The sequence below is a fragment of the Paenibacillus endoradicis genome (assembly GCF_024721975.1).
Genome location: NZ_JANQBB010000001.1, coordinates 898,271 through 915,921, shown reverse-complemented (window position 1 = coordinate 915,921; position 17,651 = coordinate 898,271). Strand labels below are relative to the sequence as shown.

At 43.0% G+C, this 17,651-nt stretch carries 12 protein-coding genes and 1 pseudogene; all 13 read right to left on the bottom strand.

Annotated elements, in window-relative coordinates; genetic code table 11:
- Positions 1-59 precede the first annotated feature (59 nt).
- The 13 genes and pseudogenes from NV377_RS04155 to NV377_RS04100 all read right to left on the bottom strand — a co-directional run bounded on the left by NV377_RS04155 (position 60) and on the right by NV377_RS04100 (position 17,321).
- A complete protein-coding gene (locus NV377_RS04155) occupies positions 60-1,148 on the bottom strand; it encodes a glycoside hydrolase family 11 protein (RefSeq protein ID WP_258199895.1) in 1,089 nt (362 codons plus the stop codon).
- A gap of 303 nt (positions 1,149-1,451) precedes the next feature.
- Positions 1,452-2,531: an AI-2E family transporter gene (locus NV377_RS04150; protein ID WP_258199894.1), complete on the bottom strand. Its 1,080-nt coding sequence runs from the start codon at positions 2,529-2,531 to the stop codon at positions 1,452-1,454.
- Positions 2,532-2,723: 192 nt separating this feature from the next.
- Positions 2,724-2,876: a hypothetical protein gene (locus NV377_RS04145; protein ID WP_258199893.1), complete on the bottom strand. Its 153-nt coding sequence runs from the start codon at positions 2,874-2,876 to the stop codon at positions 2,724-2,726.
- Positions 2,877-3,084: 208 nt separating this feature from the next.
- Entirely contained in the window at positions 3,085-3,987 is a 903-nt protein-coding gene (locus NV377_RS04140) for a decaprenyl-phosphate phosphoribosyltransferase (RefSeq protein WP_258200364.1), read from the bottom strand.
- Positions 3,988-4,041: 54 nt separating this feature from the next.
- On the bottom strand, positions 4,042-5,250 hold the full coding sequence (locus tag NV377_RS04135) for a glycosyltransferase family 2 protein (protein WP_258199892.1): 1,209 nt from the start codon (positions 5,248-5,250) through the stop codon (positions 4,042-4,044).
- A complete protein-coding gene (locus NV377_RS04130) occupies positions 5,247-6,584 on the bottom strand; it encodes an oligosaccharide flippase family protein (RefSeq protein WP_258199891.1) in 1,338 nt (445 codons plus the stop codon). Before NV377_RS04130 ends, NV377_RS04135 begins: the two co-directional genes overlap by 4 nt.
- 4 nt (positions 6,585-6,588) lie before the next feature.
- Entirely contained in the window at positions 6,589-7,275 is a 687-nt protein-coding gene (locus tag NV377_RS04125) for a hypothetical protein (RefSeq protein WP_258199890.1), read from the bottom strand.
- A 246-nt stretch (positions 7,276-7,521) separates the two neighbouring features.
- Positions 7,522-8,238 (bottom strand): 4'-phosphopantetheinyl transferase family protein, encoded by a 717-nt coding sequence (locus NV377_RS04120; RefSeq protein WP_258199889.1) that lies wholly within the window; start codon positions 8,236-8,238, stop codon positions 7,522-7,524.
- A complete protein-coding gene (locus tag NV377_RS04115) occupies positions 8,235-8,432 on the bottom strand; it encodes an MbtH family protein (protein ID WP_258199888.1) in 198 nt (65 codons plus the stop codon). The genes NV377_RS04120 and NV377_RS04115 overlap by 4 nt, the downstream gene beginning before the upstream one ends.
- Positions 8,433-8,455: 23 nt before the next feature.
- A complete protein-coding gene (locus NV377_RS04110; protein WP_258199887.1) occupies positions 8,456-14,023 on the bottom strand; it encodes a non-ribosomal peptide synthetase/MFS transporter in 5,568 nt (1,855 codons plus the stop codon).
- Entirely contained in the window at positions 14,016-15,002 is a 987-nt protein-coding gene (locus NV377_RS04105) for a glycosyltransferase (RefSeq protein WP_258199886.1), read from the bottom strand. The genes NV377_RS04110 and NV377_RS04105 overlap by 8 nt, the downstream gene beginning before the upstream one ends.
- A pseudogene (locus NV377_RS25875) lies at positions 15,003-15,425 on the bottom strand (glycosyltransferase); the annotation flags it as partial.
- Between the two features lie 30 nt (positions 15,426-15,455).
- Positions 15,456-17,321 carry a non-ribosomal peptide synthetase gene (locus NV377_RS04100; protein ID WP_258199885.1) on the bottom strand — a complete coding sequence of 622 codons (1,866 nt, stop codon included), beginning with the start codon at positions 17,319-17,321 and terminating at the stop codon, positions 15,456-15,458.
- Positions 17,322-17,651 lie beyond the last annotated feature (330 nt).

The following is a 17,651-nucleotide window of genomic DNA, read 5'->3' as shown; positions in this document are numbered from 1 at the left end:
AATAGTTGGTGATAATTCAAATGAAAAACTAAAACGATTGAATTACCGTTCTCGGATTGTTACTGGATCTCCAAATAATCAATGTAAGCATCCCATGTTCCGTCGTCGGATGTAACAACGAGCTCAATCTCTTGATTTCCAGTCCCATGACTGACATTGTTTATTGTATAGACCGCTGGATTACTGCCTCCAAAGTAGAAGGTGCCCTTCGTCTGTCCGCCGATCTTCAAGTCGACTTTTGCCATGTTGGAGTTATTCGAAGCACCACGAAGTGAAAAGTTATGGGTACCTGTCGTGAAATTTTGTGTATACTTTACCGAATCATTGTTGGCGTATAAAGCGACTCCAGTGAACGGAGAGCTAATATTTCCTGTGTATTGCCCACTTTTCGTCATACTCTCCGCTTCCTTCTTTGTACCAGAGCTTGGAGGAGTAGTTGGTGTCGTACCGCCACCAGTGCTGCCACCGATAGTAAGTGTGTTACTAGTTACATTAGCACTTCCATTGCTTTGATAGCCCTCTACCGTAAGTGCGACTTCATACATCTTACCCATTGGCATACCTAAGCTCTCCCACTTTTTAAAGTGTTCGCTAACAGAAATGGTTCCGCTCGTGCGTTGCGACGTCCGGACACTCCAATACTGTTTAAAAGTTGCAGTGCCGATAATAGAAGGTTGATTGGTTCTAGTGGTCTCATAAATGTCATATGTTCCCCCATCAACGGTAATAGTGCCCTTTTTCGTTCCAGTAGGACGATAAGTACCCCAGCTATCAACGATATAATATTCTACGAGCGGATCCTTCGTCCACCCATAGACGCACAAGTAGGAATTGCCGCCAGGATTGAAAGTTGCACTGTAGTTTATTGATATATTTCCAAGTTGTGAGTGTGTCTTAGTCGAATCGAATTTCTTACCTTTGCGGAATAACGCATTGCCTATGTTACTCCATTGGGCACTGAACGCACCACCACTATTGAGGGTCATACTTGTTGTCCCAGAATCCTTCCACAGCTCATAGTCGTAGCCGTCTTGGGTACCAGTTTGATTTGAGTTTATCGTTGTTGCCGCCTGTACGATTACTGCAGGGATTGTAAGCACAAAACAAATGAAAAGTGTTAATAATAACCTCATTCTTTTTTGTTTCATTTGGCTTTCCTCCTTTTAGTTAAATTACGGTTAGTCTAACTATGATGCGGTGCAGTCCGTAGCTGGACTTTGTTTACACTTCCTCTCAAATTATATTTGAAAGCGATTACAATCTTACTTTATCAGAGAAATTGATAATATTTAACCTGAAGAAATTTAGATTATAATATAAAAAACTTAGTCGTTTGGTTGAAAATGGAAAATCGAGGTCCAATAGGACAATCCGTTATATTACATCGATGATAAACTAAAAAAATCGTACATAAGGACATTCCCCATGTACGATCGAAATAGTTAATTTAATTATGCATTTTCCCATTTCTGCTTGATGAACAATTCATATACTTTGATCACAATGATTTTGATAGTCATATAAACAGGTATGATTAATAACATTCCTAAGATTCCAGCCAAATCTCCTCCGATCAAGACGATTATTATCGTTGTTATTGGATGGATATCCAATTGTTTTCCCAAAATATAAGGCGCGATAAGATTATCTTGAATTTGTTGTGCGACTAAAATGATAACTAGAGACCAAATCGCGGTGGACGGTGATTCAATGAATCCTATGATAATGATTGGAATGGCTGATAAGATAGCACCGATAAACGGAATGAAATTCATAATAACTGCTACGGCAGTAAGTAAAAGTGCATACGGTAGATCAATGATAAGAAATCCAATGTACATCAGAACACCAAGTGCTAGATTAATAAGTACTCTGCTCACGATAAAATTACTGAGCGACTGATTGATGTCTGTTACGACTTCTGTAGCTTCCTCATGAAATCTTTTCGGTGTAAACTTGACCAGTTTTTTTGAAAACCCTCCGCTCTCTTTCAACATATAGAAAAGAATAACAGGGAAAATAAACAAGACGATCGCTACATTAGAAATAACTGAAAACAGACTCGTTATGTAATTCGTCAATATCATAAAACCTTTATTCACATAATTGGTGATCTGTGTCAAAGGGCTTACATCTGCTGGGAAAAAATCGGATAAGAAACCGCTCTCCTCAATCTCTTTCAATTGTTCGTTTAAGGCGTTTAACAAGTTAGGAGCATTATTAAACAAGTTAAGCATTTGTGTACGGAATGTTGGCCAAATGACAATAAAGAAGCCAATTAATAGAATGGCTATAAATAAATATATTAGGAGAATTGCTATAGCACGGTTGATTTTCTTCTTTTCCATCCAATTAACTAGTGGAAGAAGCAAATAATAGAAAAATACTGATAACATTAATGGTATCGTTATGTTAGTTACCAGCGATAAAATCGGCTTAAATACAAAATCAACAAGCGTACCCACATACACGATTGCCAATATCATAAACACAGCGATACATAATTTAATAAAATGATTAATTTTTAACAAAAAATACCAACTCCTTATGAGTAACTCGTCATCATGTTGAATGAACAAAGCATTATATTTTAAGATACAACAATAATGAATCAGAAGCAAATAGTGGAAAGACCTCCGCTAAGGAGGTCTTTCCACTATTTGTCACATGTTAAACTCTAGATAAGTATTTCTAACTTACTTTGAGTGAATGAGTGTTTTTGTTCAGTTGATTGGATCTAGTAAACTTATATACGATTGATACCCAAGGATTGCAATAATTAGAGAACCAATTAAGAATAGAGCTGACCCACCTAATGTAAATAATCTACCTATTAGTGTATTTCTAGCTTCTTCAATTTGAGCGTCTTTGTTCATTGATATCACTTCCTTTAGTCGTTTATCCTAATGTATGCATTCTTCTGAAATAGGTTCTATTCAACCTAGTTTATTATCCCCCTAAATAGGGTAGCCACCCTCTTATACATGAAGATGGCTACCCTTTTTATAAGTTTTTGACTATTTCAATGGCTTCCTAAATAGATCCACTGTTGTTAAGAGTCCACCATTCTGGGTTGAGTACACTTTAAATATTTAGAATTAGCACTACTGAAATGCCGAACAGCAAAATGGAAGCAAGTATTCCTTTATCTTCATATAATAATTCTTCCGGTTTCCCACCCTTACCTAACACATGAACCAAGTATAGATACCTAAACATTCCGTAGATTACAACGGGTATTGTCCACATTAAGTAGATAGATTGGTCAGATACAAAAGTATATAGCGAGTAGGACATGATCGTCATGGTCGTTACTATACCAGATAATTGATTAAGCAAAGGCTCGGAATAGTTAATTAAAACCTTGCGATGGGAGCCTTTGTCGTGCTCTAGTAGGAGTAACTCATGTCTGCGCTTTCCGATTGCTAGAAATAGGGATACAAAAAAAACACACATCAAAAACCATGATGTAAAACTCGCATTAATTACAAGACCTCCGCCTAAAGCTCTCATTCCAAATCCGCAAGCAATAATCATGATATCCAAGATAACGAAATCCTTCAGTTTAAGTGAATAAGATACATTCATAATGAAATAGGCAGTAAGCAAACATCCAAACAACATATCCTGATACAATGCTAATGTAAGCGAAATAATTAGTAAAAACCCTCCAAAAACGAGAGCTGTTGTTGGATTAAGCCGTCCTGAAGCCATCGGACGTTTTACTTTGTCAGGGTGCTGGCGATCAGCCTCTATATCCACATAATCGTTCAGAATATATACACAACCTGATACTAAACAATATAAAAGAAACGCGATCAGACTTGCTAATATGCCGTCTATATTCATTTTTTCGACGGAAAATACTAACGCTCCAAAAACGAGCAGATTCTTACTCCACTGGCGAGGCCGAAGCTGTTTAAACAATAATATAGCTACTTCATATAAATCAGGCCTTTTTTCCAACTGGATGGCATCCTTGCCCAGTTCCACCTATCGTCTCACCTCCATCCTATTAGTGAGGAACATAGAAAATCAAGCTTACTTCTTTGACAGTTGCAACCGAAACCCAGTAGCCCAGCGGAAGAATTTTTTGCCAATCAACTTCAGACACATGTAGCTAAGTACGATAATTTTCTTTAATGGAAATACCTTATTGAAGAACTGACGAATTTCCGCTTGTTCAAGCATGTATGATTTCGGAAAATACCGGATTTCGCTCTGCGTGTATCCTAATAATTGAATCCATAAATGAAGGTCCACTGATTCAACTTCATCCCATATGACGATCAAGTTCCCGGGTTTAGTTGAGAGCTCGATAATTTGAACTTTTAAGTCCGGTATTTCTTCTTCTTGTCGAACGTCAAATCGATATTCAAATCGATTACGTTCGGACCGCATAAGCAATTTGGGAACACGGCGGGCAAAATAGGCGAAGTTGATTCGCCACCGAGGAAGCTCCTTGTGTAGATAAGGGTGAATCTCGTACATAAGTGTAATGTTTTTATCCCACTCATACATCTTCTGTTGATTTTTTATATCGCCAAACGCTTCTCCATGATACTGATGCAAAGCCTCAATACCTAGGTGGGAAACAATGCTCATCCCGAGTCGATAGCATCGATATCCAATATCGGTATCTTCCATTCCCCAACCTTTGTATCTTTCGTCGAATCCACCTAGCAACTCTAGTTTCTCTTTTGAAAGAGCCATATTGCAAGAATATACGCAGTGCCAGGGATGCTTGAGCGTAGCAAGATTAAATGAATGTTGTTGGCTGTCGAAGTGACGAGCTTCGAAATAATCTAGTGTTCGGTAGTTCTTTTCAAATATTCGTCCTAACTTGATATCCTCGAATGCAATCGGTTCTTTCAACATATAACGGTAGGAAATCACAATTAGATCGGAATGTTGGTCAACATAACGGCTAAGCTCGCTCAAGTAATTCCGGTTGACAACCATATCTGCATCAAGAAAAACAACAAATACACCTTGAGCCTTTCTCCACCCAATGTTACGCACACGTGCTCGACAGGAATCGGTTGTACGTTCCAGATAGATGTACTGAAAAGAATAAGTTCTCGGTGTGTCTTGTATCGCATTCAATGTGTTTTCGCTTGAACCGTCATCTACGACGATAACTTCATATTGATTATTCTCAAAATCAAGCTGGTCGTTAAGGGATTCCAGCGTATTGTTGAGCAACACCATATTATTATAGGTTGGAATTACTACACTATACTTAATCAAAAGGACACATCTCCTTCCTTAGAAGCCGATTGGATCTGGTAGAAATACCGTACTGTTATTCGAAGAACGATGACCAAACATACGTTCAATAAAATAACTGCGCTCATTCCACCTATCATTCCCCATTGTTTGACAAACAAATATTGAAGATAGAGCATTGCTGGTATAGGAATAATGAGTGCGGTGAAAATCCATTTCGCTGCTTTGACTCCATCTAGTGAGATCACCGTGCTAATCAAAAGGTACAACATATTCATTGCAATACCAGCAGATGTTAAGCAAACATATAGCCAATCTAGTGGTATTGACTTACCATATAGTAGAATAAGCACAGTCGTCACGATAGCCGCACCAAGCCATACTACAATAAAAATTGGAATTGAAAATTTCATAATCATTCGATCAACTTTTCGCCTGTTCATTGCTGCTACCATAGGCATAAACACGACAGCGAATACATCGTGGAACAGTATCGTACAGAGATTTCGAATTGTATTCTGATAGACAGAATACACGCCGAGATCATACTGAGCACCAAAATGAGCTACAAGAAATAAATCACTCGTAAAAAGCAAAGCTGACATTAGCCAGGACAGCATAACGAGCAATCCGTAGGAAAAAAGCTTTTTCAATGTTTTTAAAGAAAAATGAAGTGGAATTAGACCACTCTTCACAAGTGCACTAACAAAGAAGAACACATTTTGTGCGATTAATGGAATCATATAGCTAGACATGGACTTAACTCCTAATACATACATCCCAAACAAAGTCCCTCCTAGAAACACAACAGAACCGAGTAGTTTATACATACCCAGGCGGAAAAACATCTGCTGCCCACGTAGAAAGGATTCGGTCAAGATGTACATATTAATGCTCATAGCGAGTGCAACAGTAGCTATCCAATTTTGAAGCGGGAAACCAAACCAGATCTCCACAGTCGGTCCTGCGATAACAAGCAGTAAGGTAAGAATGGATGACGGCACTAAGTTAGCAATGAGTGCTGTTCCCATTATTTCCCTAGTTTCATCCGCAGATGAAACAGGTACATACTTAATAACACCATTGTGCAGGCCAAAGGTCAGCGGAATTAGCATAATATTAGCAACACTACCGATAAGCGCAATTTGCCCCCATGTAATAACACCTAGCTCACGAATACTTATGACATATACGACTAGCGTCAGTAAAAGAGATAATGTCTTGAAGATGAAGGTGACGCTAAAATTCCGGAGAAAAAGTGTACTCCCTGGCCTATTTACCAGTTTCCGGAAAATTGATATAACGGCGGCTATACGCCCTACTTTACCTGTTAAGACAATAGTCTCTTCTTCCATGGAATTAGGAATTAACTACTGGCGTTGTTACCTGTTTACCTTTACTTTGCACCCGATTGGAAATCTGGCCGAACCACTTATCTAGAGGTGCAAATACAACTAATAGGAATAACGGAATATGAGCAATTGCGAACAAAATCGTCTCATTATAAGAAGGTGCGGATCCTAGAAATACGATAATATGATGAGCATAAATCAACCCGCCTTCTGGAATTTCCACTGGATTAATCGTATAGAACGCTAAGTCAAGAAATCCGGAGAATAGTGTGATGGTCGCCAGTAATGAAATTTTGATTGTCTTTCCAGGTGTGCCTCCACCCATTCGGTATGCAAAGGCAACGGAAAAGTTGATCATTTGAACGACCAACAAATACAGTAGCGTATACCATTCCCCAACAGTTTCGAAGTTCGTCACTATAACATTTCCTGTTACGCCGAAGAAACTGACTCTAGGAATTAAGTAACCCAAGAAAACTATGAACGGTGCATAGACCAACAGATGACCGTATTTTAGTTTGTTTGGAAAAAATGCAATGCAACCTAGAATACACCCATAACTGGCCAACTTAACAAACAAGTGCCAGAGCTTCTCAATTTCCGGCTCACGAGGAATTCCTAACCACACAACTAAGAAACCTACAATTCCTAGTAAAAGAAAAGCGATCCATAAATGTCTGCGAATTAAATCCATAAGTATACCTCCATTATTGTTAATATCTTTTGAAACAGTTAACTTCAAAATACAAATCGACTAGCAACACACATTTTATTCAGTAACATTCCAAAAGGCATGGACGTTATCTTTCGGTAAGTACAAGGTATGTTATTTCCCTCGACACCGTTATAAAGATTTTCCACATTTCAAATTATTGTCTTAGTCGTGCACTTAGAAACTGTCGGCCTCCAAAGAGTCGACAGTCTCCCATGCACTTATGATTTAGTTCAGTTGCGTAGCATCTAATACCAACAAGCGGGTTGGCCAATTCGTCGACGTTGAGCAAACCGTTAGCATATAGTCAGGATCCAGCTCAAATTGACGCAAATGCCAGTTAGTTGAATATGCAGTTGATCCAAACTCAGTTACGACCTCGGAAGGTTTATTTCTAACGTTGCCAAGCGTTCCAGCTACGCTAAACGAGTCTAAAGGTATTGACAATCCCTTGCCTATAGCTTTGATGTAGCTTTCTTTGGCAGTCCAAATCATATAAAACATACGATCGCGTTCATAAGCCGGCTGGCTACATAATGCTTCATATTCGTTGCTTAGGAATATCGAACGTGCAAGCTCCATATCCACTATGGCTATCTGCTCAATATCGATGCCAATCGCCTCCGAGTGGAAAGCTGCGACCGCCCATACACCAGAATGAGAGACGTTAAAATGAACGTCATTCCCACTCAATTTTGGCTTGCCATATGCGCTTTGAGTAAATATCATCCGATGACTAGGCAGTCTGTATTTCTCTCGCAGAATAAAACTCAACAACATATCGCCGGCGAGCGATCGCCATTGATCCTCCCAATGCCGAAACCGTGCAATCCGAAGCGCTCGTTCAACTGGCACAAGAGCAGACCAGCGTGCAATTCGCTCAAGGTTCACTTGAACCGAACAATTATCCATACGAACTGCAAATATAGCTGGGACAGATCTCATGCTTGACGTAAGCTTAGCGGCGTCAAGTCAATCCATACTTCCTTCACATAAGCTAAGCATTCTTCTTTCGTTCCGTTCTTGCCAGCATTACTCCAGCCCGATGGATTATGCAGGTGCACAGGCCATAACGCATATTGCTCCTCAGCATTGACAACTACTTTGTAGTTTTCTTCTGACAATTGATTCTCCATCATCAGTATCCTCCCTTATTCATCTATTAGATTCCTACTCCTATTTGGCGATCTGCTTGGTGCTGCAACTGATCCTTATCTCGAATAATGACGGCATCCGGTACTGCATCTGGCAATATAGTCTCCATATGACGCAATTGCCGATATCTCATGCCGAGTAATCCCCAGACGAACAAGATGACACCAATCGAAGTAATCAGCAGCCCGATGCCCATCCCATCTCCCGTTCCAAACAATCCTTTAGAATTTATACCAGCTGGTAACGCCGATGTTAGCGGAACGAAAACAGATGCAACAAGTGGTCCTGCAAGTAGGAAGCTAAGCGGACGCATACTGAAGGCCATAACTTGGTTCGTTGCTAATACGCGTCCTTGTAGCTCAAGCCCAACCTTTGTCTGTATTAATGAAAGCCAGTGTGTATTGATAAGCGCAAGCGCTAGACCAAATCCGAATAATCCGATGGCTGCAGTTACAAGTGATGGATAGATGCCAACAATCACGATTGATACTCCAGTCAACATAACGAAACCTACCATTCCGTCCGCTCTGCGGTCGAAGCCACCCCATATCGACATGAGTATTGAACCAATTAATAGTCCTGCACCCTCAAATGCAATAACAATGCCTACTTTGTCAGCTGTCATGAACTGTAGTAGAAAAGGTGTCGTCAACACGTTATATAAGCTCATGAAGAAATTGACGACTACGAAAAACACGACCATCGCAATCAAGCTCTTCCTTTGTATGATGTATTTCCATCCTCCGACAATTTCTCTGATCATCGGTTCCTCGCGCTTTTTGAACATCAGGTTCGGGAAGCGGATTAGAGACAAAATGATAATCGATAAACTAATCAACACCAAATCGAGTATGACAATTGTTTGCAGTCCAATCAATACGACCAGAGCACCACCAAGTGCTGGTGCCATAATTCCGTTCAAGGACATAACGAGCTGTCCTAATCCGTTCGCGTGTCCCAAGTACCTTTTAGGCACGAGTTGCGCTGTTGCAGCTTGATAGGCCGGCATCGTGAAAGCTCCAGCGATTGATCCCACGCCCGCAGCCACGTATATCGCCCATAGCGACAACGCATCCAAATAAAGCATAGTCGCAAGAAAGATGCATGAGCATAACGCTAACATCTGTCCTGCAAGCATTACCTTTCGTCGATCGTAGCGATCCACAACCGCACCGGCTAGAGGAAGTAGCAGTAATGTTGGCAAAATTGCATAAAGCGAGATCGTCGCATAATCCGAGATTGATCCAGTACGATCGTATACCCATATTCCTAATGCGAATCCGGTCAGCGAAGTACCTATCGTGGCAATGATCAAGCATAACGTTACCATCAGAAATGATTTTACGCTTGGCTGAACACCCCTTTTATCCTGCTCTTGTTGCGTTGCATGTTGAGTTGCAGAATTGATACGAGAGAAGTGATTCAAAGTCGATTGTTTTCCCTCATAGTCGCTATTTTCATCCCAATTGCGAATCTGCTGCGAGATGATTTTGACGACAAGATTGGATTGATGTTTATGAAAATAATGCCCGGCATGCTCAACAACATGTAATCCCACATCCTCGCTGAAATCCTGCCATTCCAAATATCGTTCCTCGTAGAACTCGGTCATTCGATCGGCGCCGCCCACAATGCAAGATATTGGAGCCTTTAGCTTCGGTTTCTCTGGCAGTGCGTAGAGCGCAGTGTAATAATCCTCCGCTTCTCGAGCATCATGGCGCAAGTTACGAAGGACGAACTTCTGCTCTTCTGGAGAGATTTCGTCATCAAAGCCACCGAAAGCGCGGAGCATATCGCGTGCGAACTTATCAGATGTCCACTTCTCGCTCGGGAACATTCGATGCCACCTTTCCGTCAGCTTAAATGGCAGTCTAGTTCCTGGGAAAGTACCCGCCATAAAGACCCCGTTTACTTCTACGTTCGCTTGCTGCAGCAACAGCGCTGTACGAAGCACCATTGCGCCACCTAAGCAATGTCCATAGAGATATACTTCACCCTTGACCTTGCTTTTAATTTCTTCAGCAATCCGAGAAGTAGTTTCATCTAGCGAGGCTAACAACTGACCATGTCGACTATAATCATGCCCGGGCAATTCGACGGCAAACAAGGAATAGTTGGGTGGTAAATCTTTGGCCAGCGGTTGGAAAGTGATCGCACTACCGCCACCATACGGTACGCATACTAGTGTAATAGCTTTGCCCCCGATATTGGATGCCTTCTTAAATTCGATTAATAAGTCGTCGCTCCGCGTCGCACCGGATGTAAGGTGCTCCGCCAGTTCACGAACCGTCGGATATTGGAAGAGATCCATGACGCTGAACGAATTGCCCATCTTGCGTACAACTTTAATCGCCTTGAACGAATCTCCACCTAGGTCGAAGAATTCGTCGTTGACCCCTACTTTATCTAGACCTAGCACCTCACTCCAAACAGCGGCGATTTGATGCTCTTCCTTGGTCTCTGGTGCAGAAAATCCGCTATCGCCAACACGATTTTCATTACTTGGAACTGGTAACTTGGCACGGTCTAGCTTCCCGTTTTCGTTAAGCGGTAGTCGTTCGATCTCGACAAAAGCAGAAGGTAACATATAGTCCGGTAAAACGCTTTTCAAGTACTTTCGAATTGCCTTTAGATCAATCTGTGCTCCAAGCAGAGACATGTCCTGACTGGGCGATACGAAGTGATGCTCGGGTACCAGATATGCAACCAATCGTTTGTCTCCAGGTTCATCTTCGCGAACTGTCACGACCGCGTCATGCAATCCTTTTACTTGCAGGAGAACATGCTCGATCTCACCGGTTTCGACCCTGTACCCACGGATCTTAACCTGTTGGTCCATTCTTCCAATAAACTGAATTGTCCCGTTAGGTAAATGGCGAACGAGGTCACCAGTGCGATACATTCTATCTCCCAACTGGTCTTTAAATGGATTCGGCAAAAATCGCTCAGCTGTCAAATCTGGTCTGCCGTAGTAACCGCGGGTCACTGCGCTGCCGCCTATATATAACTCGCCAATTGAACCAGCAGGAACCGGTTGAAGATAATCGTTAAGGACATACGCAGGTGCATTCGGTAACGGACGTCCTAGCGGAAGTACCGCTTGATGATCTTGCTCGTTACCACCAACTGGAACCTCATAAGTTAGCACGGAAACAGTCGTTTCCGTAGGTCCATAATGATTCTGAATTCGGCAACCCGGATGAAGACGACGAATTTCTGCGATTGTTCCCCAATGTGAGGCTTCGCCTGCTAAAATCAAACATTCACGCGGGATAATGACGCTGGGTTTCGATACTCCGAGAAGTAGCTCCATATGGCTTGGTACGATCTTCATGACGTCAATTGGATACGTCTCGCAATAAGAAGCAAAGGCATCAGGGTCGGCGGCTCGTTCGTACGGGATGACATGCAGTGTTCCTCCTGTTGCCAAAGCTCCCCAGATCATTGGAGTTCCCAGATCAGCTGCAAGCGTGCTGACGATGGCGAAACTCAAGCCTTGCCTCAGCTCCAAACGTTGCATGATTCCTTCGAAATAATTGGCATAATTTCGGTGTTCGACCGCTACACCCTTAGGTGTTCCCGTCGAACCTGACGTGAATAGAACATACATAAGATCACTCGGCTTCGAGACTACTTCTGGATTACTTGAATCTTCTTGACCTATCGTAACCCAGTCACTGTCCAGTGAAACCATGCGTATTGGTGTTGATTCCTTATCATCGAATTGTGGCTGTAGATCCGCTAAGGAATCTTCGGTCACAATGACGGATACATCCGCTTCTTGGGCAATCATTCGCAAACGATCTACTGGTAACTTAGGATCGAGCGGCACATATGCGCCCCCTGCCTTCAAGATACCGAGCAAGCCAACGATAATATCGACTGTTCGTTCCATGTAGAGACCTACAGTATGATTCGGTCCAATTTCCATACGTCGCAGATAATGCGCTAAGCGGTTAGCTCGTTCATTCAATTCTTGATAAGTAAGCATATTCCCCTCAGAACATACGGCTATAGCTGTAGGTGTAAGATTCGCCTGGCGTTCCGCTAGCAGATGTGGAAATTGGAGGTCTGCCGGTGAAGTCTCTATGGCATTCCAATCGACTAATACCTTCCTCAGCTGATCTCCGGAAAGAGCTGCAACTGTATAAAGCGGCAGCTCTGAATTGTCAAGGACATGCTCCAGAATATTGCAAAAATGGTCTGCCATTTGCTGGATTGTTGATTCGCGGAATAGATCTAGGCGGTAAGTCAAAGTTACTTCCATTCCTAACTTCTGATTCTCAAATACTGTCATCGTTAAATCCAGCATTCCTCCTCTCGTGCGATCACCCACGAACGGTACAATTTGGAGGTCAGGTAGATCGACCATTGCTTGACCATGGCGTTCGAACAGAAACATCGTATCAAAGAAAAGTGAATGGCCAATTACACGATCTGGATTCACCTCATCAACGAGCCTGTCGAACGGCAAATCCTGATGATCGTTTGCCTCGAGCACTGTGTCGCGAACTGCCGCAATAAAGTCGCTGAAGGTACCACCCATGTCAATTGCAGAGCGAAGTGCCACAGTATTTGCGAAAAAACCTGCAAGTTTCTCGATTTCCTGCTTTCCTCGATTCGCCATGGGTGTCCCCACAACGATCTCTTTCTTTCCGTTATAGCTTGCAAGTAGCACCTTATATGCAGCTAGAAGCAGTACAAACGACGTGCAACCAAGTTGCTTACTCGCATCGCGGATCCGCTGTGAGAATGAAGGTTCTAGTGACATGCTGAAGAAACCTGCTTTGCGCTCAACTTGAATCGAGGGTCGCGGATAATCAGTTGGCAGATCAAGTGTCGCCGGTACTGGCGTCAGCTTCTTTTTCCAGTAGCTCAGCTGATTATCATATTCCGTTCCTGTCATCCATTGCCTCTGCCAGACGGCAAAGTCCGGATATTGAATCGGCAACTCTGGTAGTACCAACGGTTCTTCTAGAACGAAGGAACGATAAATCGCTGGGAGCTCTTCGTCGAATACGTCGGCAGACCAGCCGTCATAGATCAAGTGATGCGTCATCCAAACCAGTACATGCTTTTCAGGATCTAGGCGGAATAGTGTCGCCTTCACAAGTGGTCCGTTCAGGAAATCATATGGTGCCGTGGCTTCCTTCTCCATACGCTCGAAGACTTTGTTTTCATCGATCAATTCGATAACCGGGAGGTCAATTGTAAACTCTGGTCGAATGATCTGTACGTAATCGTCGTTCTCGTAAGAAATAACAGCGCGCATAATTTCATGGCGTTTAATGATCTCGTTAAGTGTTTTATGCAAGGAAGTGACGTCTAGCTTACCAATCAGCTTGTAACCGTTGGCAAAATTATATCGTTCAGTCCCAGGCATATACTCTTCGAAGAACATAATTCTCTGTTGTGGGAATGAGAGTGGAAATTTATTCTCACCCTCTTCTCTAGGTTGCTTGGGAATGACGGCTGTGGCTGCAGCCGCCTTAGCTTTCTGTTGTTTAGCCTTTAGTGCTAGGAGCGCCCGGCGTTCGGGTGATAGCTGCTCGAGTCGATCAATTGTCTTAGTCATAGAGCTCCTCCTTCGGAATCAACCGATGTCTACCGAGTTGGCGCTGCACCAGTCGCTGCGCAAGCAGTGAACGCTTACCTGATGTGAGTGACTGATTTTTTGTATTCAGGCGATGATCGGTTACTGTCACTATGCTTAATAAAGACTGCTGTTGCTGCGCTGCGATATAGTCAGCACTCAGCTGACCAGAGGCTATGGCATAATCAAGGTTGCCGATTACCGATTCGATGGATGAGCAAGCCGAAGTCATCGTATCATGCTCCGCTATGACCTTGGCCAACTGACGGCAACGTTCCTGTACTGCGTTAGATTGAATGTCTTTCAAACTATTTGCGATCATGGAAGGTTCCCACTGTATAGGTGGCAGATAATCTCCTATGCCCAGTTGTTTGATCCGCATTCCATTATCAGGTCGATCCGTATCTGCTGCGAGCGCAAGTTGCGGTACTGCCGCGGTCATAGCTCCCGTAATTGTACCGATCCCACCATGATGGATGACACCGCTGACTAACGGATATACACTTGCAAGCGGTAGTATTTTGTACCAGCGGATATAATCAGGCAATTCGCCTTCTATGAATTCTTCATGTCTAGTGACTAGAATAGTTCGTTGCCCCAGCAGCTTAACGCCCTCGATCGCCGCCTGGTAGAAGTTAGGTTTGATCATTTTCCCTGTACCACCTGTAATCAAAAGCGGTTTCTCACCAGCGTTAATAAAATCTAGTAAATCAATTGGTAAAGGTTCGTATTCGATAACATCAGCTAGTGGGAATCCAACAGTATCCACTTTCAGTGCCCATTCAGGAGCTTCAACGGCAGCATCGAAGCTCTCATGCCAGAAGCCTATATTTTTTTTCACTGCACCCATCCACGACATCCAGTTCGAGACTGGAGTAAGTCCAAGATCTCTGCGGAATGTATTTATTAGCGATATCGCAAAATCAAGTCCAAGTTCTTCCCAGATGTGTAGCTGTGTCACATAGCTTGGGGCAAGCACACCGGTGACGATGGGAACCGCCATCATCTCAGAGACGATCATTGCTACAAAGCCGTCGCGATCTTTACAAATCAGAACGGAATTCTCCTCTTGGCACAGCTCCGTTAGGATGTCATACTCCTTCTGAAATTTCTCCTTCGAATAATACTTGCGTTGGTAGTCTTCATAGAGATCTGGTTTGTTGAGAGGATCCTCCATCATGTAGAGATCTTTCATAATTTCTGTATATTCCTCAGCTCTATCAATGCCGCGAAATGCTATGCCTGACTTCTCAGCTAGCGATGCAAATGCGCCGTGAGTTACTAGCGTCGCCTTGTGACCACGTCTGCGAAGTGCAGACGCTAACCGCAGGAATGGTAGCACATCTCCATTTGTCATGTGCGTACTAAGAACAAAATTTGCCACGAATCTTCTCCTCCTGACTTCTGTTGATTGTTACTTCAACAGTGCCTCGATTTCAGCTTCTGAAAGATGTTCCATCTCGCTCAGCATCGCTTCGATTTCAGCATCATCAGTCTCTGCAAGCAATTTGGCTTCTAGGATCGATGCGAGGGAGCGAATCGTCGTTCCTTGCGTAAGCATATCCTTCAACGATACCTTCAGCCCAAAGTGATGCTCGCACCGGACAAGAATCTGAGTGGCAACAAGAGAATGACCACCTAAGTCGATGAAATCGTCGTCAAGCCCGATTTGATCAAAGCTGAAGAATCCGGACCAGATTAAGGCAAGCTCCTTCTGAATATAAGTCTCTGGCGGCACATATTCCTGCCCAATCATTTGGCGTGATACCGTAGGACTCGGCAATAACTTCCGGTCTGTCTTGCCACTAGCGGTTAGCGGGAAGATTTCCATCTCCACGAAGTATGAAGGGATCATATAGTCTGGTAAATGCTGTTGAAGATGGTTTCTTAGTTCACTTATGGAGGGGGAAATTGTATGGTTGGGTAAAAAATAGGTGACAATTCGCTGATCACCAGGTTGATCCTCGCGGACGACTGTTACGACTTGATGAACGCCTGGATGTTGTTCAAGCACATTGCTGATCTCTCCGAGCTCAATTCGGAACCCCCTTACCTTGACCTGATCGTCGTTGCGGCCAAGACACTCTAGATTTCCATCGTGTAGCCAACGTCCAAGATCGCCTGTATGGTACATTCTTGCTCCCGGTTGCTTACTGTATGGATCGGGAACGAATCGCTCAGCAGTCAAATCCGGTCTACCATAATAGCCGCGTGCAAGCCCAATGCCACTAATAAAGAGTTCTCCGATTTCACCAAGTGCGACCGGTTCATAGCGGTCATTTAAGACATACATTGCGTTTTCGGGGATCGCTGCCCCAATAGGAATGACAGAACGTTCTAAGCTGCGGTCGCTGGTCCAATTAGTAATGAATACAGCTGCCTCGGTTGGACCATATAAGTTGTGAAGTTGTGCAGACATCGTACGACAGAAGCGTTCGTTTAATGCTGAAGACAACGGCTCTCCGCATAAAAAAACATGTTTTAGGAATGGGAGATCATCGGTCTGATCCTCACTCAAAAATGTTTGGAGCATCGTCGGGACGAACTGTACGAATGTGATACATTCATGCTTAATGACCTCCCATAAATATGCAGTATCCAGATGGCCTTTAGGCTTGGCCATGACAAGACATGCACCGCACATATGGGGCCAGAAAAATTCCCATACGGATACGTCAAAGCTGTAAGGAGATTTCTGAAGAAGTTTATCATCTTGCTGCATCTGGAAAGTTTGCTGTAGCCAAAGAACTCGATTCCGAATAGCGGCGTGAGTATTCATCGCACCCTTGGGCCTACCTGTCGATCCCGAAGTGTAGAAGATATATGCAAGATGGTTGTCATCTAACTTAATATTCGGATTCCCTTCCTCCTCTCCATATCTATCCAATGATTCTGATTCATCTAATATCAGTACATCACCGTCGAACCCATCAAACTGTTTCGCAAAATGATGCTGCGTAATGACTAGTCTTACTTTGCTGTCCTTAATCATATAGTCTTGTCTATCCTTCGGATAATCCGGATCCAGCGGCACATATGCACCCCCGGCTTTCAAGACGCCGTAAAGAGCGACGACCATCTCAATCGAACGTTCCATACATATTCCAACCAGTACGTCTGGTCTTACACGAAGCGAACGTAACCGATAAGATAGGTGATTTGCGCGGCGATTCAACTCCTCGTATGTCACCGCAACCCCCTCGAATCTTACCGCTTCACGATAGGGCGTACGATCCGCTTGTTGCTCGAACAACTGGTGTATCAAGCCTGTTGATTGCATTCAATCACTCCTCTATTTGTAGTAATCTGTTTAAATTGACATTTTATGTATAAGTTTTATACTATTTCACTATGATCGAAAGAACTAATGCTGGAATGACTACTTTAACGCTCAGATGACCCATTATGGTTATTTCTCCGAAATAGAATTTAGATTCTATTCATTAGAAATCATTGTACGATTAGACGATATTATTGGAGCATCTATCAAAATTCGAACGAATTATTCCGAGGGGATTCATTGGAAGGAAAAATATGAAGTATGGGAAAACGAAGCAATACTTGAGTATCCTGTATTTGTTGATAGCAAATTGTATACAATTGAACTATT